Source organism: Rhodococcus sp. D-46, from assembly GCF_011290655.1.
GTDB classification, from domain to species: Bacteria; Actinomycetota; Actinomycetes; order Mycobacteriales; family Mycobacteriaceae; genus Rhodococcus_F; species Rhodococcus_F qingshengii.
The window spans coordinates 295,743-320,583 of the sequence record NZ_JAANTF010000009.1 but is presented as its reverse complement, the minus strand read 5'-3'; the positions used below and the strand labels follow the sequence as shown (position 1 = coordinate 320,583).

Here is a 24,841-nt window from a genome sequence, read left to right as displayed (position 1 = left end):
ACGAATCTTTGCTCACGATCCACCGGGCTCGTAGATCGCTTCGGCGAGTGCCGCCATGACGCGTCCGGTGTTCGGCCCGAAGCTGAGCAGTACACCGTCCGCCATGTCGACTACTCGTTTGTTCTTTCCAGCCGGCGTCTGAGCGATGCCAGGGACCTTTTCGAGGCCGTCGATTCCGCCGATCGATGCCAATCCGTCCGTCATCATCAGCAGGGCGTCAGGCGCTGCGGCGATGAGCGCTTCGCTGGTGATGGGCACGAACTGTTGTGTGATGCCCGAGGCGGTTCCTGCATCGGTGGCGCCGAGTGCCTCGATCAAGGAATCTGCTCCGGACCCTTCACCGCCGATCATGGTGATGGCCGATCCGCGCATGTAGAGGAACGCGATTTTCAGTGGATCGCCCTCGGTGGGGACCAGGTCACGAGCTCCAGCGATTTCCGATTCGGTCCGATCGACCAGCGCCGCGCCCTGGGCTGGGACGCCGAGCGCGTCGGCGACGGCCTGGAGTTGTCCTGGCACACCCTCGAGTGTTCGGGTCGGATCGAAGAAGACGACGGGAACACCGGCGGCGCGCAACTGATCCTGGACGCTCTTGGGCCCGATACTCGTGTCGGTGAGAACTACGGTGGGATTGAGGTCGAGAATTGCCTCGGTGTTGAGCGATTGGCCGCCGACCGTGACAACCGGCACGTCCGCGACTGCGGGGAACTTGGCTGCGGTGTCGCGGCCGACGAGATTGTCACCGAGGCCGAGCGCCACCGTCGTCGTCGCGAGCGTCCCGTAGCGGTCGGCCGCAACGATCCGGCTGTTGTCGGTGATGGTCACGTCGACGCCGTCGAAGCTCTTCACCGTCACGGGCAGTGTCGCGGTCGGGTTGTCGGACACGGGAACCGGGCTGGAATCTTCGAGTACCGCGGTCCTGGCACCCTGAGATGTCGTGGAATTGTCGCTGGGACCGCAAGCCACCAGACCGAAACCGGCTGCTGCGACCAGAGCCGCCGCGGCCAAGCACTTCATCATTTGACGAGGTAGCTCTCGATGTCGCCTTCGAGGTCGGCGAACAGGTCGCCGTTGAGGCGGTATGCCAGATTCACCTCGTCGATGAAACGCTGCTGTTCCTCGGCGGGAATCTGCAGTGCATCCAGATTCGAGCGGTAGTCGTCCTTGAAAGGCTTCGGCTTGGGGATGCCTTCGAAGATGTAGAAGCGAAGTCCGTCGGTCTCGAATCCGTAGGCGCGTTCGAGCATCCGGCGGATGATCTGTCCGCCCGAGAGATCGCCCATGTACCGAAGGTAGTGATGTGCGACGAAGCCGGCAGGCCAATCGAACGCCACCTCCTTCAGGCGGGCGATGTAACGCTCGGTTGCCGGCAGGGCCACGAGTTCGTCGCGCCAGTTCGGTCCGCCGAGGAACTCGAGATCGGCTTCGAGTGAAGCCACGCGCAACAGATCCTCGGACAGGAACGGGGCGACCAACTCGTTGTCGGCGTGTGTGCGGCCGGCCTCTTCGAGGCTCGTGTAGACGAGGTACGTCTGTCCCAGAAGTGCGGCGTAGCCAGCCGTGGTCAGCTCACCGCCGAGTAGTGCGCCTACGAATCGCGACTGCTCCGTCTCGCGGTGTGCTGCGTCCGTCTCGGTCTTGATTCGTTCGGAGAACGCTGGGCCTGCGTCTGCGGAAAGGCTGTCTACGTCGAGCGTGGTCATTGATTCTCCTGAGGCTGTAGTCAAGCGTTGCCTACTAGGTTAGCCTGCCCTCGCCAACACGATACCTCCGGTATTTCGATCAGCGGGACAGATCAAGCGCTCACATCGTCGAGAGCCGCGGCAATCGCTTTCGGAAGTTCCAATTCTTCGGTTGCCAGTACTCCTGTCAACTGGGCGAGATCACGCGTGCCGACGACGGCGCTGGCCACCCCGGCGCGATCGCGCGCCCAGGCCAGTGCCACCGCCAGTGGGGAAGTACCCAGACCGTCGGCAGCGGTAACGACTGCGTCGACCACCCGGATCGAGGAATCGGTCAGATAGCTCTGCACATCCTGCGAATGTGCTTCGTCGGCGCCGCGGGAATCGACGGGAATGCCGTCGCGGTACTTGCCGGTCAGCACACCGCCAGCGAGGGGTACTGCGGCGAACACTCCGACGCCGTGATGGGCCGCCGCTGCGAACAATTCTTCCTCGACGCCGCGTGCGAGCAACGAGTACTCGGCCTGCGTCGCGGCGAGTGTTGTTGCGCCACCGGCTCCTACGGCCGTCGCGAGCTGCCAGCCGAGGTAGCCGCGCACTCCGACGTACCGCACCTTACCGCTCGAGACGGCGTAGTCGAGGGTTGCTGCAACCTCGTCGACGGGCGTGAGCGGATCCCAGGTTGCGACCTGCCACATGTCGAGGAAGTCGGTTCCGAGTTCACGAAGAGTCGCGTCGAGCTGGCGGAGCAATCCGCGCCGCGAGCAGTCGACGCGGTCGGTGCCGATCGGTGTGGGGTCGATGCCGGCGCTCGAGCTGATGATGAGTTCGTCACGTGGAACGACGTCGTCGAGCAACTCGGCGAGGATTCGTTGCGCCGCACCGGCGCCGTAGGCGGGCGAGGTGTCGACCAGGGTTCCGCCGGCCTCGGCGAACGCGAGTAGCTGCGCAGCAGCCTCGTCGCCGTCCGTGTCGCGTCCCCATGTCAGTGTGCCGAGCCCAAGTCGCGAGACCCGAAGTCCGCTCGTTCCGACAGATCTGTGCTTCATAACCGCCTGCATCTCGCGCCCGACTCGTGTGCGCAAGTGCGGCACCCGAGAGATCTCACCACGTGCAGACTAGTAGGCGCTCGCCTCGAGTCGGGGTATTCGGACACGGACGTGCCGGGCGCGGCGCGGCGCCGTGGGCCCCGGTAGCGTGGCGCCGGTGAAACGTGAACCCGACACACGAAACCTGTGTGCAGTAACCCCATTCGAATCAGCCGGGATCGGTGAGTGATGGGCGAAGCGATGACCTGGCTCCAGGCCGTGATCCTGGGCCTCGTGCAGGGCTTGACCGAGTTCCTGCCCATCTCGTCTTCCGGACATTTGCGAATCGTGTCGGAGATATTCTTCGGCAGTGACGCCGGCGCGTCGTTCACCGCGGTGACGCAGCTCGGCACCGAGTTGGCGGTCCTGATCTACTTCGCACGCGACATCGTGAGGATCATCACTGCCTGGTTCCGAGGTGTGTTCAATGCCGAGCACCGGGGCGATCTCGATTACCGGATGGGCTGGTACGTCATCATCGGCACCATCCCGGTCGGCATCCTCGGGTTCTTCTTCAAAGACCAGATCCGTACCGGCGCACGCAATCTGTGGCTGATTGCCACGATGCTGATCGTGTTCGCGCTCGTCATCGCTGCTGCCGAGTACTACGGACGCAAGACGCGCCCGATCGAATCGCTCACAGCGCGCGACGGCATCATCATGGGTTCGGCTCAGGCGCTCGCGCTCATCCCGGGTGTCTCACGTTCGGGTGGCACGATCAGTGCCGGCCTTTTCCTCGGACTCACCCGTGAGGCCGCAGCCCGTTACTCGTTCCTGTTGGCGATTCCGGCAGTTCTCGCCTCCGGTTTGTTCAGCCTCCCGGATGCCTTCGAGCCGGCCGGTGAGGGTCTGAACGCGAGCGGTCCGCAGTTGCTGGTGGCAACCGTCATCGCCTTCGCGGTCGGTTACGCAGCGATCGCCTGGCTGCTTCGATTTGTTGTCGATCACTCCATGTACTGGTTCGTCGGATACAGAATCGCTCTCGGCGTAGTCGTCCTTGCGTTGCTGGCCACAGGGGTCGTGTCCGCGACATAGGGCCCGTTTCGACGTCGACCACCCGTCCGTGCGGCCACCGCCCCATTAGGGTTGTGGAATGACAGTTGTCCTACTGCGGCACGGGCGGTCGACGTCCAACACTGCCCATACCCTGGCCGGTCGAACGCCGGGTGTGGAACTCGACGACCACGGCCGGAAACAGGCCGAAGGCGTCGTCGATCGGCTGGTCGGTCTGGACATCGCGGAGATCGTACGCTCGCCGCTGTTGCGGTGTGAGCAGACGGTCGGCCCCATTGCCGTCGACCGTGGTCTGACGCCGGTGGTCGAGGATCGCCTCATCGAGGTCGATTACGGCGACTGGACGGGTCGCCCGCTCAAGGAACTCTTGGAAGAACCGCTCTGGAAAGTGGTGCAGCGCCACGCTTCCGGTGCAGTGTTTCCCGGCGGTGAAGGGCTGGCCCAGGTACAGGCGCGAGCCGTTGCCGCGATCCGAGAGCACGACGCACGGCTGGCCGAAGAACACGGCAAGGACGTCGTCTGGATTGCGTGCACGCACGGTGACGTCATCAAATCGGTTCTCGCCGACGCGTTTGCGATGCATCTCGATTCGTTCCAGCGCATCGTCGCCGAGCCCGCCTCGGTCAGTGTGATTCGCTACACGGCGACACTGCCGTTCGTTCTTCGCGTCAACGACACCGGAGACGTGCTCGCCGCGATCGGTGCGGCGAAGGCCGCGACCAACGGTTCGGCTCCCGCGCAGGAGTCCGTCCCCGGCGGAGAGGTCGGTGCGTGAGCTGTGACGGATAATGGGTGTTCAGTGATGTTCTGCTCGAACTCGAGGAGGTGCAATGTCGCGCGCGATTCACGTATTTCGCACTCCTGACCGATTTGTCGCAGGAACGGTGGGCGAACCCGGTGACAGGTCTTTCTATCTCCAGGCCGTGCACGAATCACGGGTGGTGAGTGTGCTGCTCGAGAAGCAGCAGGTTCAGGTTCTCGCCGATCGCATGGGCTTACTCCTCGAAGAGGTGCATCGACGCTTCGGAACCGAGGTTCCGCCACAAGCCGACGACGTCTCCGACCTCAGCCCGCTGGTCACACCACTCGACGCGGAGTTCCGGGTCGGCACGATGGGGCTCGGTTGGGACGCCGATGCCGGGGCGGTCGTCGTGGAGCTGCTTGCCGTCAGCGAGACGGAGTTCGACGAATCGGTTGTCCTCGACGACGCCGACGACGGTCCGGACGCAGTCCGTGTGTTCCTGACTCCGGAGCAAGCGCGCGAGTTTTCGCTGCGGTCCGAACGCGTCATCGCGGCGGGACGCGCGCCGTGCCCGCTGTGTGGTGAACCGTTGGCGCCCGAGGGGCACGTCTGCATCCGCACCAATGGGTACCGACGCGGCGAGTCCTTCGGTTTTGCGATCGACGACGCAGACGACGACGAGGTCTGACGTCGTGTCCGAACCTGGTGTGCCGGACGTGCTGCTCGAGGGTGATCTGACTCTGATCGGTCAGATCACCACGGCGAGCAACGCCACGCTGGTATGTGAGTCGACTCTGGGGGAGAAGTCCACCCGCGTGGTCTACAAGCCGGTCCGGGGTGAACGCCCACTGTGGGATTTCCCGGACGGCACTCTGGCGGGGCGTGAGGTCGCGTCGTACCGCGTGTCCGAGGCGCTGGGTTGGGGAGTGATTCCGCGAACAGTGTTGCGGGACGGCCCCTTCGGTCCAGGCATGGTGCAGCGATGGATCGACACCGTCGATCGCCGTGCGGATGGATCTGGCGGACTCGAGATGGTGGACCTGTGCAGTCCCGGCAACGTTCCACCGGGGTGGTTCGAGGTCCTGCAGGCCTTCGACTCGGAGGGTGAACCAGTCTCCCTGATCCATGCGGACGATCCACGGCTGCAGCGAATGGCCGTTCTGGACGTCCTCATCAACAACGCCGACCGCAAAGGTGGTCACGCCCTCGAAGGCGTCGACGGCTCGGTGTACGGCGTTGATCACGGAATCTGTCTTCACTCGGAGAACAAGCTGCGGACCGTGTTGTGGGGGTGGGCCGGGCAGCCTGTACCCGGTGCCTTGATTGCCGACGTCGCCGAATTCGCGACAACTCTCGACGGGGATCTCGGCGACGAGTTGTCCGAACTGATCACCGAGGAAGAGATCGTGGCTTTGGCGGTGCGGGCGATGCAGTTCGCAGAGTCGGCCGTGATGCCTGAGCCGAACGGCCATCGAACGATTCCCTGGCCGGCCTTCTAGTCGCGAGACGTTTCCTGCTGTTCGCGAGTTGCCGTCTTCAATCCGGGTGAGCGAACCAATCGCAGTAGTTGTTCGCGCAGCGCGGCGACGTCCCCGACGCCGACGGTCAACGCCGCATCTTCCTTCTCGAGCGTCAGTAGTCGCTCGTACGTCAGTCTTCCGGCGTCGGTTATCGCGATCACGCGCCGACGCTCGTCCCTCGGATCGGTGTCACGAGTGACGTAACCCGCTCGTTCGAGACGGTCGATCGTGCGGCTCATCGTCTGATCGGTGACTCGGGCGTTCTTCGCGATGTCGCGTTGAGACGCTGCCCCACCGGCGATCGAGTGGAGCACGATCAGGCCCGCGTGCGTCATGTCCTGAGACCGCAAGACCTTCTCCCACGAGTGCTCCACCAGGCGTGCAGCGGTGGACAACAGCCGGCCGGTGGGCCAGTCGTCCAGGCCGTCGCTGCTCATTTTTCTGCCTTCCGTTTGCAATTACTCAGCATGCTGAACAAAATAGTCGGCAAGTCCTCTGCTGCCGATCCCTGGAGACCCAGTGAGCACACCAGTACAAAATCGTCCTGTTCGTCGCCTTCGATGGATTGTGCCAGCTCTCCTCGTGATCGGCTGGCTGGCAATCGGAGGATTCGGCGGTCCGTTCGCCGGAAAGCTCAGCACGGTGCAGCAGAACGACAACACGTCGTTCCTGCCCGCGTCGGCCGAAGCGACCGAGGTGGCAAAGCTTCAAGAGAGCTTCACGGACACGCGCTTCGTGCCGGCCATCATCGTGGCGGAACGACCGGGTGGCCTCGAGCCCGCCGACTCCACCTTCCTGTCCCAGACCGTCGATTCGTTCGTCGGTACCGAAGGATTCGGCGACGCCTCATCGCCGCCGATCCCGTCGGCCGACGGCCAGGCACTCCAGATGTTCCTGCCGGTCGACAGCACCCTCGAAGTCAAGGACAGCGTGAAAGCGCTGCGCGCGGCGCTGGAGTCGAGCCCTGACGGACTGACGGTCAAGGTCACCGGCCCCGCTGGGCAGGTTGCGGATCTGTCGGCAGCATTCGCCGGTATCGACGGATTGCTGTTGTTGGTAGCCGGATCCGTCGTGATCGTGATCCTGATCATCGTCTACCGAAGCCCGATCCTGCCGTTCGTGGTGATCTTCTCGGCGATCTTCGCACTCGGATTGTCGAGCTTGCTCGTGTATCTGCTCGCGGACGCGGACGTCATCGCACTGAACGGTCAGAGCCAGGGCATCCTGTTCATCCTCGTGTTCGGTGCCGCCACCGACTACGCGCTACTGCTGGTCTCTCGCTACCGGGAAGAGTTGCGGATCGAGAAGGACAAGTACGCAGCAATGCGCACTGCGTGGCGCGCGACGCTCGAACCTGTCGCAGCGTCTGCAGGAACGGTCATCGCGGGCGTTCTGTGCCTGTTGCTCTCCGACCTGAACTCGAACCGCGGACTCGGTCCGGTGGCCGCCATCGGTATCGCCGCGTCCTTCCTCGCATCGATGACCTTCCTACCTGCTGTCCTGGTTCTGTTCGGGAGGACGGCGTACTGGCCGACCAAGCCGAAGTTCGATGCCGACCGCGAGCACCACGACGAGGCGAACGATCACCGGTTCTGGGCCGGGCTCGCTGCTCGAATCGGTAGGCATCCGCGCCGCTTCTGGGTGGCGTCGACGCTGGTGCTGGTGATCTTCGCGATGATGATGCCGCAGTTCAAAGCCAGCGGTGTCTCGTCGTCCGACATCTTCTTGCTCGATGTCGATTCGGTTGCAGGCCAGGAGATTCTCGGCGAGCACTTCGACGCGGGTTCGGGTTCACCGGCCGTGGTCATCGCGAATGCAGACCAAGTGGATGCCGTTGCGGCAGCCAGTCGCGTGGAGGGTGTCAGCGACGTAAGCGTCGTGCAGAACGGGGGAGCGCCTCTGGTTGTCGACGGGCGAGTCTCCCTGCAGGCGACGTTGACTGACGCTGCCGACTCGCTCGAGGCCGAAGACACCATCGTGCGACTGCGTGATGCAGTTCACTCAGTGGAGGGCGCCGACGCATTGGTCGGTGGCGTCACTGCGACCGACCTCGACACGAAGACCACCTCGACACGGGACCGGACACTCATCATTCCCGTGGTGATCATCGTGGTGTTCGTGATTCTCTCGCTCTTGCTGCGTTCGCTTCTCGCACCGCTGCTTCTCATGGGCACCGTTGTGCTCTCGTTTGCTGCGACACTGGGCATTTCGTCGCTGGTGTTCGACCACATCTTCGGTTTCCCCGGCGCGGATCCGGTGGTCCCGCTCTTTGCGTTCGTGTTCCTCGTGGCTCTGGGAATCGACTACAACATCTTCCTCATGACGAGGGTGCGTGAGGAAGCGCTGAAGATCGGCACCAGGGCGGGCGCTCTGCGGGGACTCACGGTGACCGGCGGGGTGATCACATCTGCCGGAGTTGTTCTGGCAGCAACCTTCTCGGCGTTGGCGGTGATCCCTCTGTTGTTCCTCGCCCAGATCGCGTTCATCGTGGCGTTCGGTGTCCTGCTCGACGCTCTGATCGTCCGATCCTTGCTGGTCCCGGCCTTGACCTACGACATCGGTCAGAAGATCTGGTGGCCGAGCAAGCTCGCGTCGACGCCCGAACCAGAGCAGGATCAGCCAGCACCTTCCCAGCCTCAGAGCAGTCTCCACTAGGCTCGGCAGCATGCAGTCTTGGTCCGATACCGCACTCCCGTCCGTTCCCGGTCAGGGGCCGCCGTTGCGGCTGTACGACACAGCCGACCGTCAGGTTCGCCCCGTCACCCCGGGCGAGAAGGCGACGATGTACGTCTGCGGCATCACCCCGTACGACGCCACCCACCTCGGCCACGCGGCCACGTACCTCACGTTCGACCTCGTGAACCGCATCTGGCGCGACGCCGGACACGATGTCCACTACGTCCAGAACGTGACCGACGTGGACGACCCGCTGTTCGAGCGAGCCAATCGCGACGGCGAGGACTGGATCGTCCTCGGCATGCGTGAGACGGCACTCTTCCGCGAGGACATGGAAGCGCTGCGTGTGCTTCCGCCGAAGGACTACATCGGCGCCGTCGAATCGGTGAACGAAGTAGTCGAGTTGGTGGAGAAGTTCGTGGCGTCCGGTGCCGCGTACATCGTCGACGACGCGGAGTTCCCCGACGTCTACTTCCGTGCCGACGCGACCGAGCAGTTCGGCTACGAGTCGGGCTACGACCGCGCGACGATGGAGAAGTTCTTTGCCGAACGCGGCGGAGATCCCGATCGCGTCGGAAAGCGCAATCCTCTCGACGCACTTGTCTGGCGTGCGGAGCGTCCGGGCGAGCCCTCGTGGCCCTCACCCTTCGGGCCGGGGCGCCCCGGCTGGCACATCGAATGCGCGGCCATTGCACTCAACCGCATCGGCTCCGGCTTCGACGTCCAGGGCGGTGGCAGCGATCTGATCTTCCCGCACCACGAGTTCTCGGCGGCGCATGCCGAATCGGCAACGGGTGATCGCCGTTTCGCGCGGCACTACGTGCACACCGGCATGATCGGTCTCGACGGCGAGAAGATGTCGAAGAGTCGCGGAAACCTGGTCTTCGTCTCCAAGCTGCGCGGTGAGGGGGTGGACCCAGCGGCAATCCGTCTCGGACTGCTGTCCGGCCACTACCGCCAGGATCGCGCGTGGACCGATCAGGTCCTCGCGGATGCTCAGTCGCGCCTGAAGGTGTGGCGCGAGGCAGCAGCTCTCGGTTCTGCGCCGTCTGCCACTGACACTGTTGCGCGTTTGCGTCAGCACCTGGCTGACGATCTCGACACCCCGAAGGCGCTCGACGCGCTCGACGGTTGGGCCCGCCGCGCCATCGAGGGCGGCGGATCCGACACGCAGGCACCCAGCGAGTTCGCCGATGCCGTCGACGCCCTACTGGGTATTTCGCTTCGCTGAACCCCTGCTGTGCGCCTTTATTAACCGCCCGCGGTTAATAAAGGCGCACAGCAGTTTCTAGGCGTAGTCCAACGCACCTTCGGCGGGTGTCGGCACCCGGCGCCGTAGCGGCGAGCCCAATGCCCTCGCCAGATCCGTTCCGTCGTGCTCGGCAAGCAGCTCACCGTTCGACCAGACCAGCAGCGCGGCGCTGACAGCCTGTTCGGCCGTGGAGTGCGCGAGGTCGTAGTGCGCACAGCCGGGGACGTCTGCGTATGTGATCCACAGGTCGTAGCCGGTCATGAAGAGGTCCAGGTCGAACTGAACGCTCAAGCCGAGAAGCTCGCTGCGACCGTTGTCGTCGACACCGGCGAAGGCCTCGTCGAGTGCCAGCAGACGCGGGGCGTGCGGGTCGGCCGAGTCCAACATGACGTGCGCCGCGGCGAACAAAGGAAGGTGCAGCGAGACGGACTGCTCGCCACCGGACAGCGCGCTGTGCCGCGCGACGGTAAGACGGTCTTCCTTGCCCTCACCGCTGATGAGGGTGAACGAGAACACGCGCCATTGACGGTAGTCGAGCGCCGAGGACAGAATCTCCGGGTACGAGCGTTCGGGGTGCGCCGCGCGGGCGGTACGGATCTGCGTCGCGAAATGTGCTCGCAGAGTTGCCAGTTCATCGACGCCGAGGGCCGACGCGTCTCGATCCAGCAGCTTGGAGATCGCCCGCGAGCTGTCGTCGAGGTTGTCGGCGAGCACCCAGTGAACGCCGATGGTATTGCCTGAGGACATCCGACGCTCACGCATCTCGGTGCCCATCTGTGCGATCAACTCGCGTGCGTCGACCGTGCGCTCGTGGATCTGCTGAGCCAATCCCGTCAACAGGGCATCTTCGAGAATGCGACGCTCGGATTCGGTGAGCAACTGCTCCTGATCGCCGCGAGCGTCGTGGATCCGCGTTGCGAACTCGCCGATCGACGAATAGCCCTGATCGTCCTGGACTCGTACGACGGTCAGCCCATCCGGTGCATCCCACTGCAGACGGTAGTCCTGTCCGGCTGCTGCGAGTTGCGCGTCGAAGTCCTGCAGCGCCGAGGTCAGTGCCGTGCGGGTTGCCTTTCGGGCGCCGTCGGTGACTCGGACTGCCGAGGTCGCAGCCTCGAGCGCTCGGTACAACTTGTCGACGTCTTCGGGGAGGACAGGCGGGTGGGCCGCGTCCTCGCTGCGATCTTCGTTCTGGATGCGGTAGACCAACTGATCGGGGCTCATCCACGCCGCTGAACTGGCCGGCCAGCTCAGATGTTCCTTGACGCCCAACAACTCGAGAAGGTCCGGGCGCGCGTAGGGTGCGAGTCGCTCTGCATCACTGCGGGTTTCGGTCAGGGTGTGACGCAAGGTCTCCACGGCGGTATTGTACGCACCCTCCGCCGTGCCGATCTGGAGGACGGCGGCGTCGTACGCCTTTCGCGCCGCACGCTGTTCGACCTTGCATTCTTCGATCTTCGCGCGGGCTTTTGCCAGGTCCAGGTCGATCTGCTCGGCGCTGGCACCGAGGGTGTCGCGCAGCGTCTCGAGACGCTGCACCTGCTGGAGCAGACTCTGCTCGGCGATGGCGGCTTCCTCGGCGAATTCCTCCGCATTGGCGCGTGATTCGTCGAGACGGTCGCGAGACTCGCGTTCGAGTTCGACTTCCTTGGCATGCTCCCGTCGGCAGCGCAGCGCCAGTTCCCCCTGCTTCTCGAAATGACGGATCGCCGCCGCGAGGGAGTCGAGTTCACGGCCGATATGCGGCGTCCGGTGCTGCGACGCCGTCGCTCGGAGTTGCTTTTCCTTCGCCGCGAGATCAGCGATCGCCGCATCGAGTTCGCGTTGTGCCGTTTCCGTGGCCTCCGAGCGAGTACGGAGTGCGCCGGCGGATTCGGTGACCGTCTTGAGTGCGCGCAGGATCGAACCTGTCTTCGGCAATTCCTTTGCCGCAGAGTTGATCCGGCTCAGTTGCTCGTTGGTCTGCGCCACCAGTGCCTTGGCCGTATCGACTGCCGCGGCAAGTTCTTCCAGAGCCGCGTCGATCTCGGTGATCCGAGCCTCGCGTCGACGCGCCCGTGCTGTGGTGCCGATGTACTCGGCGTCGGCCTTGACGTGCCGGCCACGCGCGACGCCCTGCCAGAAGCGGCCGTCGACGCCGATCGCGACGCTTGCGTCGGAGTCGCCCGGCGCCTCGACGAGACTGATCGACGCGAGAATGTCCTGTACCCGAGCGTCGGGTACGTCGGCATTGCCTTCGACCTCGAGGACGTCGGCCAGCGTTCGTCCCTTCGGACGCTGCTTGACGGGCAGAGCCGTCAGGAACTGCTCGCTGACGTGCTCGGGAATCTTCTCGTCCGGGCAGACCCAGCCGTCGAGCAGATTTGCCGCCTGGAGTGCGGATTCGATTCCCGTGGCCACGTCTGGTTCGACGGAATCGGCGAAGCGCACCAACTGCCACAGCGGTGCACCACCCAGTTCACTGCGGTTGTCGGAGCGTGCGTGGAAGGCAGGCGGAGCGTCGTCGTGTTCCGCGGAGACGGCCTTGCGCTCGGATTTGAGAGCCGCGATGGAGGCGTGTGATGCAGATATTTCAGCTTCGGCCTCACGTCGACGCTCGCGCAGCGTCTCGGTGCCGGCCTCGGTGTGCTCGGCGAGAACTGCGGACAGCGCCGGAGCGTCTTCGTCGCCGACCTCGGCGAGCGCCGCGTCGAGAGCTTCGAACAGCGACGTGTCGGCGCCGACAGCCGAAAACAGGGAGGAGTGATCGGTCCACCACGCGCGCAGCCCGCTGGCGCACTGACTGCGTGCGAGTTCCACGGCAGCTTCGCCCTCGAGTACCGCGGCCTTGGACGCTTCGAGCAGCTCTTGTCCACGGCGAGAGCTGTTTTCGGCCCGGGTTCGTTCGGTCGCCGCCTTCTCGACGGTCGCCAGTGCGGTGCGGACGACGCGTACGTCACCGTCACGCTCCTCGGCATGGCCACGGACGGCTGCCGTGATCTGGTCACTGCGTGAGCCGTCGGGCAGGGGAGTCCAGACGATGCCGGCGTCCTCGGCTGCTGCCTGAAGTTCGTCCTCGGCGCGCGAGAGTGCTTCGGCCGCACGCTTGACCGACGATGCAGCCTTGTCGGCTTCGTCGCCGCGTTGAGCGAGTGCGGCCTGCGCTTTCCGGGACTTGTCTGCCTGCTGCTCGGTCGAGAGCTTGAGCGTCGCGACGGCCTGGGCGAGGTCGTCGAGTTGCTGTTTGCCTTCGTACGCGCTCGAGCGTTGCAGTGCTTCGACATTGGCGCGCGCGTTCTCGAGTGCCTGCTCGGCCTGGTTGAAGCGCTCCTCGGCTGCTGCCCGCGCCTCACGGCTGCGGGTCTGGGCGAGCGACGACTCGTCCATGGCGGCAACACCTCTGGTGACCGCTGCGAGGCGGGTGCTGACCTGTTCGATCTCTCCGCGAGACTGCTGACGCAGGTACTTGGTGTAGACCCCGATGAAACTCTGGGCTGCCTGATCGGCGGCCGCGAGCCCCTCGAGCGCGCGGCCGACTTCCTCCATGTCGCTGAACGAACGCGCAGCTTCGAGGACCAACTGATCGTCGAGTGGACGGAGACCGTCGGTGAGTGCCTGCGAAAGGCCCTTCGGGTCGAGGTTCTTCGCGAGCTGGGGGCGGCGAAGCGTGAGAATGAGATTGATCAGCTGGTCGTAGCGCTGCACTCCGAGACCGAACATTCGCGCGTCGATGGCTGTGCGGTAGTCGAGGGGACGGTCGGTGATGGAATCGCTGCCGAGTTGTTCGGCCAACTGCTTCTTGGTGAGAGGACGATCGTCGTTGCCGATCAGCGAGAAGTCGACTCCGACGCGGCCGTCGGCGACGAAGTACCAGCGGGTGACCTTGTCGTTGGTTCGGGTTGCCCGCATGCCGATTCCCACGGTCACCGACTCGGGATCTTCGAGGGAGCCGCGGCAGAACTCCATCCACACGTAGGAGTGCGCGCTGTCCTGGCCCCGGTAGAGCAGGTTGGACTTCATCGTGCGCTCTTCACCGGCGAACGGATTGAGGCGCCGCGGTTCGATGCGGCCGTCGAAGACGAACGGGAACAGGACCTCGAGGGCCTTGGTCTTGCCGGATCCGTTGGGTCCCCGCAGAACCAGTCGACCGTCGGCGAACGAGAACTCTTGGTCTCGGTAATCCCAGAGGTTGATGATTCCAGCCCGAGTAGGTCGGAAGCGGGCGTTGCTCATACGTTCTCTACCTCTGATAGTTCGCCGTTGGGGGAAGGTTCGGGGCCGAATTCGTCGACCGGATCCGGTGCGGAGTTGTCCACCGCGAAGTCGATCTGAGGATCGCGTTCGCGCACGGAGACCACGACGTCGCGGTACCGGGCAAGGACGGGCAACACCAGTACGCCGCCGTCGACCGCATGCGTTAGGCGCAGACGTTGCAGCAACCCGAGCGCCTGCTTGCGCAGCCCGTTGTGATCGGCCTGCCACTGCGCCGCGAAAGTTCGCCCGAACTGGTCCACCAACTCGGTGACCTTGTCAGCGAGCCAGTCGTCGTCGATTTTCGGGTACGTGACGGGTGGCGGTGGCTCGGCCGGTTCGCCGGCGGGCAGCACGAAGTCGTCGTCCTCGTCGGCGAGGTCCTCGAAGATCCCGGCCTCGGGGATGGCGGCATCGAGTTGTTCGATCAGGTGATCGTCCGACACGTGCGGGATCGGAAGTTTCGGCAGTTCAGGAGCGTCGACGTCGAGTACGCGGTCGGCAATCTCGCCGGCCAGGAGAAGTGCCACCTGAGCGATCGTTCCGGTGCTCGGGAAGCGGACGTCGGAGAGTCGGCCGGTGGGATCGATCATCGCGATTCCCTCGGCGCGGCGCTCGGCCACCAACCCCGTCAGTAGTTCGACTTCCGACGCGGTCTTGGGCTGCGCCAACGCGATCAATTCGTGCTGATCGAGTTCACCGGCCAGTACGACCGGCCGCTCGACCAGAGCCCGACGCACTCGGCGTCCGATCTCTTTCGCGTCCACAGGAATTCCGTCGTCCTCGGAGGCGCTCGAGGTCTCGACGGCCAGGAGTCCGCGGATGGAGTGTAGGTGCTGCAGGGCGCGCGGTGGACGGAACAGCGCTACGACGACGGAACGGTCGATGTCGTAGAGCGCTTCTCCCGCTTCGGGATTGGACGCCCAGCCGTTTGCGTCACCGTCGGCGAGGGCGATAGCGCCTCTGACTCCGAGCCAGCCCACTGCGTCGACGAAGGCGTCGCGGTCGGACGCACGATCGGTGGAGAGTTCGACGCCGTCGACTTGTGCAGCATCGGCCGCGACGTGATCCGCCAACTCCGACAACGTGATCTGGTTCCCGGCGCGGCCCAACGCGGCCAGGCACAATGCCAGGTAGGCGTAACGCGTGCGATCGAAGGTTCGCTCGGAGGCAGTTCGGGCCGGTGCCGACGGGTTGAGTCGATCCGACACCGTGAACAGGCGAGCGGTGGTCTCTGTCACCTCGAGGCGGTATCCGAACAGCTCCAGTAAGTCGTCACGTAGCTCGGTGGCCCAACGGCGCAAGAGCGGCAACGCAATTCGATCCGGGTACGTCGAGGTGATCAGGTGATTGGACAGAATCACACGCGCCGCTCGTTGGTACGAATCGAGGGCTAGGGGCGTGATCTCGCGAGCTCTCATCGAACACTGACCTCGATGCCGTCGAGATGCATTCGTCCGCGAGCAGTCTTGATGGTGGTCGAACCGTCCGAGGGACTGAGCGTCAGCTTCACCCCGTTCTCACTACCGGTGGAGCTCTTGACGCGTCCCACCACCGGAACGCGCGCGGTCAGTGCTGCATTGAGCAGACTCAGCAAAACTTCGGTCTCCTGCTCGTTGAGTTCGCGCTGATAAACACCGTTCGACGCGAGGGATTGCGCCGCGGCACTGCGCGAACGTTGCGCCGCCAACTGCTCTTCGCGCAGGCGGCGGATGCTGCCGTCGTTGCGGGCGACTTTGCTCGGCAAGCCGGGTGAGGGCGGGCGGCCGGTTTCGGCGAGTGTTCGCGCGATCTCGACCGGCGGTGCCTCCCACCACGAGCGTGAGTGCGAAATGATGTCGGCGTCCGGATGCACCATCGAGAGATGGCGTGGACGACCGAGGTCGAACACTGCCTGGAACAGAGCATGAGCTGCGTCTTCGGACGGCGTGGCGGCGAACCAGCCGGCGAGGTGCCGGAGCTGGCTCTCACGGCTGACGCCGCCGCGACGGGTTTCCGTGACGCGGCGAAGGAGCGCCAGAACCGCGGCGATCGCGCTCATCGTGCCCTCACGTAGACGCTCGGACTCGCTGATCCCCGATTCCGCGGAGACGAACCAGGCGGTCAATCCTCGCCAACGCGCAGCCCAGTCGTCTTCGCGTTCGGTGATCGGGACGAACACCCGTTCGTCGCTGGCGGCGGCGAGGCGGATCATGCGATCGACCCCGGTGGATTCGACGTGCTCGATCGCTTCCTTGAGCTTGGGGGCGTAGCGCGCCAGATCGGAGCTGAACTCCCGCATGTGCGTGAGCAGAGCGTCCTTGTGCGTGAGGAAAGCCTGCGGAGTGATCTCCGTGGTCCGTACGAGGTCCCCGAGGGTCAGATAGAAGTGCGCGGCTCGATCAGCCATGTCGGAGAGTGTCGAGTCGAGGCGCTTGAGCTTGCGGAAGATCAGATCGCCGTCGGAGCTTCGGTTGGCCTCGGCGAGTTCGGACATGTCTGCGAGCAGGTCCGGCAGAGCGAGACGCGAGAGCGACGCCGAGTCCAGGCGTGCGGCGAGAACGTCCTCGACCGATCGATAGACCTGGTATCCGGCCTGACCGAACTGGTAGACGAAGTGGCGATTGCGGTACTCGGCCAGCGTGGCCGCGCGGGTGCCGTCGTAGCTGCGCTCGAGGATCTCCCACACGTGGAGCTGATCCAACAGGGGAGTGACCTCTGCTGCCGACAGATCGGCCGCCGGATCCGATCCACCGATCTTCTCGAGGATGTGCGCGACGGCTCCGGCATGCAGCAGGACGGTGTAGTTGGCGCGAGCATGGTCGAAGGCACGAAGTACCCAGAGGTACTCGGCCCGTTTTTCCGCGATCGTGAACGAAAACAGCTTCAGTCGATTGGTGTCGGCGTACGCGGCGTAATCGGGCGCACTCGTTTCTTCCACCATGACAGGGTAGGCGAGAGACGCCCCCTCTTTTTCCTACGGGCGATCCGTAGCAGGGGATGCGGCGCGTCGCCACTGCGATTCGTTCTCGATCATCCATGTGAGCAGGTGCTCGGCCGCCGCCTCGTCGGAGTCCGGGCCGACCAGCAGATCGGCGAACGCTTGGCTGGGGGCGACGATGCGGATGCCGTCGCGGGTGAGCAATCGGTCGAAGGCAGACGGTGAGAGGGGAGCGGTGATCCACACGTCACCGCCGGATTCCACCCGCCGTAGTCCGAGAGCGTCGGCGAACTGATCGACGTTGTCGGCATGGAAGTGGGCACGTCGAGTGGGCGCGTACCGAGCAAAGGGTGCGGCGGCCACCGAGGCGGTACCGGCGTAGATGTGGCCGCTGAGCTGACGCAGTTGATCGAAGAGTGCTTCCAACCCGTCCGGCGCGTGAAAGCCGTGAGGCGTCGGCGCTTTGGCCCCGGCTTCGGCCGCCCATTCACGAAGCATCTTCGGCCAGCGGACGTCACCGATCCCACCGCGGGGGAGCCTGGTCACCAGTTCACGATCCGACAGTGTCTGAACCACCCGATAGGTTGCTCCCGTCGACGCACCGGCCAGGCGCACCAAGGCAGTGATCGCCAGTGGCGCCGCGAAATCGGCAAGCGCACGCACGACGCGAGCTGACGGATCGCCCGTCAACTGTCCGGAAGGACGTCCGGGCCCCCGCCACGGATCGGCGTCGGCTCCGCGTCCACGCACCCAGACGGCGGGTCGATCAGCGGTCAACGACACGTTGCCCGTGGCGTCTGCGTACGAGATCGCGTGGGAATCGAGCTGCCGGCGGACCGGCTCGGACAGATATTTTGCGCACACGAAGCCGGGTTGACCGGTGGGGAAGCGTTCGGCGATACCGGGAACGTCGCTGCTCAGGACACCGTGAGCGGCGTAGACGCCGAATTTGGCCACCGCGCCGTCAGGGGAGCGGAGGTCGAGTCGGAGTGGCGCCTCGGACAGGTCGGGGGAGCGCTGTGTCGACAAAGACCAGGTAGGAGGCAAATTTTCTTCGATGACGGCAACCGATCGCCGAAAAATGTCGATCGGCCGTTCCGGTTCCGACTCAGATTCGCTCATGTTCCAATGGTATCAATATCTGTCAACGACGGAAACACAGGATTTTCCGAATAATGTTCGCCCTGACAGCCTCGCGACAACGGTGGTCGCTTTCGCCGAGAAACTCACTACCTCCACAACTTCAAATTCGAAACTGCCGAGACCGATCAGCGTTGCTTCGGCATGATCAGGGGAGCGACGACGGCGAGCAGTAGTGCGGGGATCAGGAAGCTCGCGGCAGGCGAAGAGTCGTAAATCGGTGTCAGGGCCAGGGGAGCAAGAGCGGCGCCGCCGAAGCGCATCGCTTGGACGACGGACACGGCGCCGCCACGGTTCGGCCCCGCGGATCCGAGGACCGCCGCGTTGACGCCGACCAGCACGAACTGGCTCGCGACGCCTGCGACAAACCATGCGATCGCGATCACCGGCACCAAGCCGGCAAGGCCGACGACGGAGACCAGAACTGCTCCGCCCAGGGCGCCGATCATCACGGAGGAGCGTGCGCCGATGCGATCGATGAGGATTCCGATGCGCCGGGCCGAGAGGATGCCGGCCACGCCGAAGACGGTGAGCAGTAGGCCGCGGACGGTGGGGGACAGCCCGAACTCGTCTTCGAAGCGGAAGGCGAGCAGGAAGCTCAGTCCACCGAGGGCGCCCCAGCCGAGCAATGCAGCGATACCGATGCGGAGCACTTCGGGGCGTAATGCATCGCGGAGACGGGCGGGAGTGGTCGCTGCCGGTGCTTCGGACTTCGGAAGTCCGACGGCTCCCAGAATGCCCGCGACCACTGCGATGACGAGAAAGGCCAGACGCCAGTCGAATTCGGCCGCCAGTCCGCCGATCAACGGAGCCGACGACTGCCCTGCGGCCTGGAAAGCGCCGAAGGCTCCGAGGGCTCGACCCAGCCGTGCCTGCGGTGTTGCGGCCGCCAACGAGGCAAGCAGTAGCGGCGTGGTGAATGCGTTCGCGGAGCCCTGCAGTACCCGGGCGGCAAGGAAGATCTCGAGTGTCGGGGCGAGGAAGCATGCCAACGACGCGAGGACGTAGACGCCGTAAGCGATGCGCACCGTCCGAACCTTGCCCCACCGCGTCCCGAGTGTCCCCGACACCAACATCAGAGCGGCGAAGGGGAGCAGGTACGCGGTGAGGGAAGAGGCGGCCGCCGACGGACCGACCCCTAGATCGTCACCGATCTCGGGAAGGATCGAAGCAACCACGCCGCCGCCGAACGGGCCGAGGAACCCGCCGGCGTACAGCGCGATCAGCTGAAGCCGGAGGCGCAGTGGGCGCTGTGTACTTCCGCCTTCTTCTGGAGTGTTCTTGCTCACAGTCCGAAGCTGCCGGGGCCTCGCCGTCTGAGGTAGCGCTCGAATTCCGCGGCGATGGCATCGCCGTCGATCTTGGAGATTGCTTCGCTGATGTCGGTTTCGGCGTCTCCCCGTTCTTCCAGGGTGCGCACGTATTCGCCGATTTCCTCATCGTCCGCGGTCATTTCGTTGACCGCTTCCTCCCAATCCTCCGACTGAGCCGGGAGCTCCCCGAGTGGGACCTCGATGTCGAGAACATCCTCGACTCGTTGAAGGAGGGCCACTGTGGCCTTCGGGTTGGGTGGCTGCGAGACGTAGTGCGGAACCGCCGCCCAGAACGAAATAGCGGGTACACCAGCACGAACGCACTCGTCCTGAAGAACCCCGGTGATGCCCGTCGGGCCTTCGTACCGCGTCTGTTCCAGGTTGAATCGGGCGGCGGATTCACTGCTGTAGGCCGTGCCCGTCACCGGGACCGGTCGGGTGTGCGGAGTATCGGCGAGCAGGGCGCCGAGGATGACGACCGTCTTGACGTTCAGTTGGTCGATCAGCTCGAGCAGATCCTCGCAGAAACTGCGCCACCGCATGTTGGGCTCGATCCCGCGAAGCAGGACGATGTCGCTCTCGCTTCCAGGAGGCGAACAGACCGACAAACGTGTTGCCGGCCAAACGATTTCGCGAGTGACACCGTCGACCTGCCGGACTGTGGGGCGGTTGACCTGATAGTCGTAGTAGTCCTCTGAATCGAGTTCGGCGAGCGGCTGGGCATCCCAGATCAGCTCGAGATGTTCGACCGCACCGCTGGCTGCGTCACCGGCGTCGTTCCAGCCCTCGAAAGCTGCAACGAGGATGGGATCACGTAGGACAGGGATGTCGCCCTCGAGGCGGTCGCTGCTGTCGACGGCAAAGCCGTCAGGGCTCTCGAAGGCCGCGGAATCATCGAAATCGACCGGGCCGTCGGGAGTGACGGGGAACTCACTTGGACTCACCCACCCAGCCTACGGCCAGAGCTTGTCGGTGCGCCCACTACTCTGGACGGCATGTCTGCCCCATTTAACTCTGCCCTGCTTGATGCGCTGAAACAGCGCGTTGTCATCGGCGACGGAGCGATGGGCACCATGTTGCAGGCCGCGGACCTCACCCTGGACGACTTCCTCGGCCTCGAGGGGTGCAATGAGATCCTCAACGACACCCGTCCCGACGTGCTCAAAGACATCCACCGTGCGTACTTCGCCGCTGGTGCCGATGCCGTCGAGACCAACACCTTCGGTTGCAACCTGCCCAACCTCGCCGACTACGACATCTCTCACCGGATCCGCGAACTCGCGGAAAAAGGCACTGCTCTCGCCCGTGAAGTAGCGGACGAGATGGGACCAGGCCGCGACGGCATGGCCCGATTCGTACTCGGCTCGATGGGACCGGGAACCAAGCTCCCCAGCCTGGGACACGCACCGTACGCAGTCCTGCGTGACGCGTACACCGAAGCTGCGCTCGGCATGATCGACGGTGGCGCCGACGCCATCCTCGTCGAAACCTGCCAGGACCTGCTTCAGGTGAAAGCTGCAATCCTCGGCAGCCAGCGTGCGATGGAGCAACTCGGACTGCGGTTGCCGATCATCACGCACGTGACGGTCGAGACAACCGGAACGATGCTCCTGGGCAGTGAGATCGGTGCGGCGCTGACGGCACTCGAGCCACTCGGTATCGACATGATCGGTCTGAACTGTGCCACCGGGCCGGCGGAGATGAGTGAACATCTCCGTCATCTGTCCAAGTACTCCACGCTGCCGGTGTCGGTCATGCCCAATGCCGGCCTGCCGCAGCTCGGCCCCAAGGGTGCCGAGTATCCGCTGACTGCCGACGAATTGGCCGAAGCCCTCAGTGGTTTCGTCTCCGAGTTCGGACTCGGCCTCGTCGGTGGCTGCTGCGGTACGACGCCCGAGCACATCAGCGCGGTCGCCGACGCGGTTCGTCAGGTCGAGAAGGCCCAGCGCACGCCGATCCACGAGCCGAGCACCTCTTCGCTGTACTCGGCGGTGCCGTTCGAGCAGGACGCCAGCATCCTGATGATCGGCGAACGCACGAACTCCAACGGCTCCAAGGCTTTCCGCGAGGCGATGCTCTCCGCGGACTACCAGAAGTGCCTGGACATCGCCAAGGACCAGACCCGCGACGGCGCACACATGCTCGACCTCAACGTCGACTACGTGGGCCGCGACGGTGCCGCCGACATGTCGGAACTTGCCAGCCGCCTGGCGACGTCCTCGACGCTGCCGATCATGCTCGACTCCACCGAGCCTGCCGTGCTGCAAGCCGGCCTCGAGCACCTCGGCGGCCGCTGCGCCGTCAACTCCGTCAACTACGAAGACGGCGCCGGCCCCGAATCGCGTTTCCACAAGATCATGACTCTGGTCAAGGAGCACGGCGCGGCGGTCGTCGCCCTGACCATCGACGAAGAGGGCCAGGCTCGCACCGCCGAGACGAAGGTCGCCATCGCCAAGCGTCTGATCGAGGACATCAAGGGAAACTGGGGACTCGCCGAGTCCGACATCATCGTCGACGCCTTGACCTTCCCCATCTCCACCGGTCAGGAAGAGGTGCGACGCGACGGCATCGAGACCATCGAAGCCATCCGTCAGCTCAAGGCTGCGTACCCGGAACTCCACTTCACCCTGGGTATCTCGAACATCTCGTTCGGTTTGAACCCGGCCGCACGGCAGGTCCTCAACTCGGTGTTCCTGCACGAGTGCACCGAGGCAGGTCTGGACACGGCGATCGTTCATGCGTCCAAGATTCTGCCGATGGCCCGAATTCCTGACGAGCAGCGTGAAACCGCACTCGACCTCGTCTACGACCGTCGTAGCGAGGGGTACGACCCGCTGCAGAAGCTGATGGCTCTGTTCGAGGGTGTCTCGGCTGCGTCGGCGCGCGAGTCCCGTGCGCAGGAACTGGCGGGACTTCCGTTGTTCGACCGGCTCGAACGCCGCATCGTCGACGGCGAGCGCAACGGCCTCGACGACGACCTCACCGAGGCGATGACGATCAAGCCTCCACTGGCCATCATCAACGAGACCTTGCTCTCGGGCATGAAGACCGTCGGCGAGCTGTTCGGCTCCGGACAGATGCAGTTGCCGTTCGTGTTGCAGTCGGCCGAGGTCATGAAGGCTGCCGTGGCATTCCTCGAACCGCACATGGAAGCGAGCGACGAGGACGGCAAGGGTCGCATCGTGATCGCGACCGTCAAGGGCGACGTTCACGACATCGGCAAGAACCTGGTCGACATCATCTTGAGCAACAACGGCTACGAGGTCGTCAACATCGGTATCAAGCAGCCGATCGCGACCATCCTCGACGTCGCGTTGGACAAGAAAGCCGACGTGATCGGCATGTCTGGACTGCTCGTGAAGTCCACTGTCGTGATGAAGGAAAACCTCCAGGAACTCAACGCACGCGGAGTCGCCGAGAAGTTCCCGGTTCTGCTCGGTGGTGCGGCGCTCACGCGCTCCTACGTCGAGAACGACTTGCAGGAGGTGTACGAGGGCGACGTCAGCTATGCCCGCGACGCCTTCGAGGGTCTGAACTTGATGGACCAGATCATGACGACCAAGCGTGGTGGCGGCCCGGCGCCGGACAGCCCGGAGGCCATCGCTGCTCGCGAGAAGGCTGCCGAGCGTAAGGCACGTCACGAGCGTTCCAAGCGCATCGCCGAAAAGCGTAAGGCTGCAGCGGTTCCCGTGGTCCTGCCGGAGCGTTCCGATGTCGCAACCGACATCGCGGTGCCGACACCTCCCTTCTGGGGCTCGCGCATCGTCAAGGGAATCTCGCTGTCCGAGTACTCGGGGCTGCTCGACGAGCGCGCTCTTTTCCTCGGCCAGTGGGGCCTTCGCGGTCAGCGCAAGGGCGATGGTCCGACGTACGAGGAACTGGTCGAGTCGGAAGGTCGTCCGCGACTTCGGTACTGGCTCGATCGGCTGACGTCCGAGGGTATCCTCGCGCATGCCGCGGTCGTGTACGGGTACTTCCCGGCGATCTCGGAGGGCGACGACGTCATCGTGCTCACCGAGCCGAAACCGGATGCACCCGAAAGGTTCCGATTCACCTACCCGCGCCAGCACCGCGACCGCTTCCTGTGCATCGCGGACTTCGTTCGCTCGCGCAAGGACGCCGAGGCCACCGGGCAGGTCGACGTACTCCCGTTCCAGTTGGTGACGATGGGTCAGCCGATCGCGGACTTCGCCAACGAGTTGTTCGCATCGAACTCGTACCGCGATTACCTCGAGGTTCACGGAATCGGTGTCCAGCTCACGGAGTCTCTGGCCGAGTACTGGCATCGACGCGTCCGTGAAGAGCTAGTGCTTCCCGAGGGTCACACCGTCGCGGAGCAGGATCCCACCGAGGTTGCCGGTTACTTCGATCTCGAGTACCGCGGCGCTCGTTATTCGTTCGGATACGGCGCGTGCCCGGATCTCGAGGATCGAGCCAAGTTGGTTGCGTTGCTCGAACCCGAACGAATCGGCGTCGAATTGTCCGAGGAGCTGCAGCTGCATCCCGAGCAGTCCACGGACGCTTTTGTCCTGCACCACCCGGAAGCAAAGTATTTCAATGTCTGAGTTGTTGACCGAAGTATCCGAATCAACGCTCGGTGGTGTCCTGTGGGACATGGACGGCACCCTGCTCGATTCGGAGAAGCTGTGGGACATCGCGCTTCGTGAGCTGTCCCTACGCCTGGGCGGACCGATGACGGAAGCGACACGCGTTGCCGTCATCGGTGCGTCGAGTCCCTTCGCCCTTGCGACGGTGTTCGACGCGCTCGGCCTGGAGAAGCATCCCGATGCCATCGCCGAGGCGAAGGACTGGATGTACACCCGCGTCGGCGATCTTTTCGAGGACGGCGTGACCTGGCGGCCGGGTGCTCGCGACGCACTGTCGACCGTGCGTGACGGTGGTCTGCGTTCTGCACTGGTCACCAACACCGAGCGAGTTCTGGTCGATCGGGCACTCGGCATGCTCGGCCGTGAGTTCTTCGACCATTCGGTGTGTGGCGACGAGGTCCCCAACGGGAAACCGGCAGCGGATCCGTACCTGCGCGGCGCGCATCTGCTCGGACTCGAGCCGGCGCAGTGCCTCGCGATCGAGGACTCGCCGACCGGCACGGCGTCGGCCAGCGCTGCGGGTTGCGCGGTGCTCGTCGTTCCGTGTGAGGTCGACGTCCCCGCCGGCCCTGGACGCGTGTTTCGAGAGTCCCTGTTGGACTTGTCCATTCACGATCTTCACGACGTTCACTCGAGCGCGGCACGTTAGGCTGGATT

Annotated in this window: 18 protein-coding genes; 8 read left to right on the top strand and 10 right to left on the bottom strand. The window is 64.5% G+C overall.

From position 1 onward, the window contains the following. Window positions 1-12: 12 nt before the first annotated feature. The 3 genes from G9U53_RS24310 to G9U53_RS24300 form a co-directional block, all read right to left on the bottom strand. The gene (locus tag G9U53_RS24310; protein WP_165639286.1) at window positions 13-1,020 is read right to left on the bottom strand and encodes an ABC transporter substrate-binding protein; all 1,008 of its coding nucleotides are present in this window, start codon (window positions 1,018-1,020) and stop codon (window positions 13-15) included. Next, window positions 1,017-1,703, bottom strand: a complete 687-nt coding sequence (locus G9U53_RS24305) for a biliverdin-producing heme oxygenase (protein WP_003946162.1) — start codon at window positions 1,701-1,703, stop codon at window positions 1,017-1,019. The genes G9U53_RS24310 and G9U53_RS24305 overlap by 4 nt, the downstream gene beginning before the upstream one ends. A 92-nt stretch (window positions 1,704-1,795) precedes the next feature. Then, window positions 1,796-2,731 carry an aldo/keto reductase gene (locus G9U53_RS24300; RefSeq protein WP_003946175.1) on the bottom strand — a complete coding sequence of 312 codons (936 nt, stop codon included), beginning with the start codon at window positions 2,729-2,731 and terminating at the stop codon, window positions 1,796-1,798. A gap of 228 nt (window positions 2,732-2,959) precedes the next feature. Between G9U53_RS24300 and G9U53_RS24295 the strand changes: the two genes are divergently transcribed. Genes G9U53_RS24295 through G9U53_RS24280 form a run of 4 tightly spaced genes read left to right on the top strand, consistent with a single transcriptional unit; the run spans window position 2,960 to window position 6,025 of the window. Next, window positions 2,960-3,805 (top strand): undecaprenyl-diphosphate phosphatase, encoded by an 846-nt coding sequence (locus G9U53_RS24295; protein WP_030537531.1) that lies wholly within the window; start codon window positions 2,960-2,962, stop codon window positions 3,803-3,805. Between the two features lie 58 nt (window positions 3,806-3,863). Next, the gene (locus G9U53_RS24290; RefSeq protein ID WP_003946173.1) at window positions 3,864-4,559 is read left to right on the top strand and encodes a histidine phosphatase family protein; all 696 of its coding nucleotides are present in this window, start codon (window positions 3,864-3,866) and stop codon (window positions 4,557-4,559) included. Between the two features lie 55 nt (window positions 4,560-4,614). Further along, window positions 4,615-5,214, top strand: a complete 600-nt coding sequence (locus G9U53_RS24285) for a DUF3090 domain-containing protein (protein WP_003946200.1) — start codon at window positions 4,615-4,617, stop codon at window positions 5,212-5,214. A gap of 4 nt (window positions 5,215-5,218) precedes the next feature. Beyond that, the gene (locus tag G9U53_RS24280) at window positions 5,219-6,025 is read left to right on the top strand and encodes an SCO1664 family protein (protein WP_030537533.1); all 807 of its coding nucleotides are present in this window, start codon (window positions 5,219-5,221) and stop codon (window positions 6,023-6,025) included. Here the strand turns inward: G9U53_RS24280 and G9U53_RS24275 are convergent. Then, complete coding sequence (locus tag G9U53_RS24275) at window positions 6,022-6,483, bottom strand: MarR family transcriptional regulator (protein ID WP_003946187.1); 462 nt, start codon at window positions 6,481-6,483, stop codon at window positions 6,022-6,024. The two genes, G9U53_RS24280 and G9U53_RS24275, sit on opposite strands and share 4 nt — an antisense overlap. A 127-nt stretch (window positions 6,484-6,610) precedes the next feature. Between G9U53_RS24275 and G9U53_RS24270 the strand changes: the two genes are divergently transcribed. Both G9U53_RS24270 and mshC read left to right on the top strand, forming a co-directional pair. Beyond that, on the top strand, window positions 6,611-8,701 hold the full coding sequence (locus G9U53_RS24270; protein ID WP_225320402.1) for an MMPL family transporter: 2,091 nt from the start codon (window positions 6,611-6,613) through the stop codon (window positions 8,699-8,701). A 10-nt stretch (window positions 8,702-8,711) separates the two neighbouring features. Further along, on the top strand, window positions 8,712-9,953 hold the full coding sequence (gene mshC / locus G9U53_RS24265) for a cysteine--1-D-myo-inosityl 2-amino-2-deoxy-alpha-D-glucopyranoside ligase (protein WP_165639285.1): 1,242 nt from the start codon (window positions 8,712-8,714) through the stop codon (window positions 9,951-9,953). A gap of 57 nt (window positions 9,954-10,010) precedes the next feature. Here mshC and G9U53_RS24260 read toward each other — a convergent pair whose 3' ends face one another. The 6 genes from G9U53_RS24260 to G9U53_RS24235 all read right to left on the bottom strand — a co-directional run bounded on the left by G9U53_RS24260 (window position 10,011) and on the right by G9U53_RS24235 (window position 20,404). Beyond that, entirely contained in the window at window positions 10,011-14,186 is a 4,176-nt protein-coding gene (locus G9U53_RS24260; RefSeq protein ID WP_165639284.1) for a TIGR02680 family protein, read from the bottom strand. After that, entirely contained in the window at window positions 14,183-15,625 is a 1,443-nt protein-coding gene (locus G9U53_RS24255; RefSeq protein ID WP_054187391.1) for a TIGR02678 family protein, read from the bottom strand. The genes G9U53_RS24260 and G9U53_RS24255 overlap by 4 nt, the downstream gene beginning before the upstream one ends. Continuing rightward, window positions 15,622-17,127 carry a TIGR02677 family protein gene (locus tag G9U53_RS24250; protein ID WP_165639283.1) on the bottom strand — a complete coding sequence of 502 codons (1,506 nt, stop codon included), beginning with the start codon at window positions 17,125-17,127 and terminating at the stop codon, window positions 15,622-15,624. The genes G9U53_RS24255 and G9U53_RS24250 overlap by 4 nt, the downstream gene beginning before the upstream one ends. A gap of 33 nt (window positions 17,128-17,160) precedes the next feature. Then, window positions 17,161-18,246 carry a hypothetical protein gene (locus tag G9U53_RS24245; protein ID WP_165639282.1) on the bottom strand — a complete coding sequence of 362 codons (1,086 nt, stop codon included), beginning with the start codon at window positions 18,244-18,246 and terminating at the stop codon, window positions 17,161-17,163. Between the two features lie 146 nt (window positions 18,247-18,392). Further along, window positions 18,393-19,508, bottom strand: a complete 1,116-nt coding sequence (locus G9U53_RS24240) for an MFS transporter (protein WP_164490617.1) — start codon at window positions 19,506-19,508, stop codon at window positions 18,393-18,395. Window positions 19,509-19,549: 41 nt separating this feature from the next. Then, on the bottom strand, window positions 19,550-20,404 hold the full coding sequence (locus G9U53_RS24235) for a PAC2 family protein (protein WP_223257810.1): 855 nt from the start codon (window positions 20,402-20,404) through the stop codon (window positions 19,550-19,552). Window positions 20,405-20,572: 168 nt separating this feature from the next. Between G9U53_RS24235 and metH the strand changes: the two genes are divergently transcribed. Both metH and G9U53_RS24225 read left to right on the top strand, forming a co-directional pair. After that, window positions 20,573-24,142, top strand: a complete 3,570-nt coding sequence (gene metH, locus G9U53_RS24230) for a methionine synthase (RefSeq protein WP_047270513.1) — start codon at window positions 20,573-20,575, stop codon at window positions 24,140-24,142. Continuing rightward, the gene (locus G9U53_RS24225) at window positions 24,135-24,833 is read left to right on the top strand and encodes an HAD family phosphatase (RefSeq protein WP_007729900.1); all 699 of its coding nucleotides are present in this window, start codon (window positions 24,135-24,137) and stop codon (window positions 24,831-24,833) included. Before metH ends, G9U53_RS24225 begins: the two co-directional genes overlap by 8 nt. Window positions 24,834-24,841 lie beyond the last annotated feature (8 nt).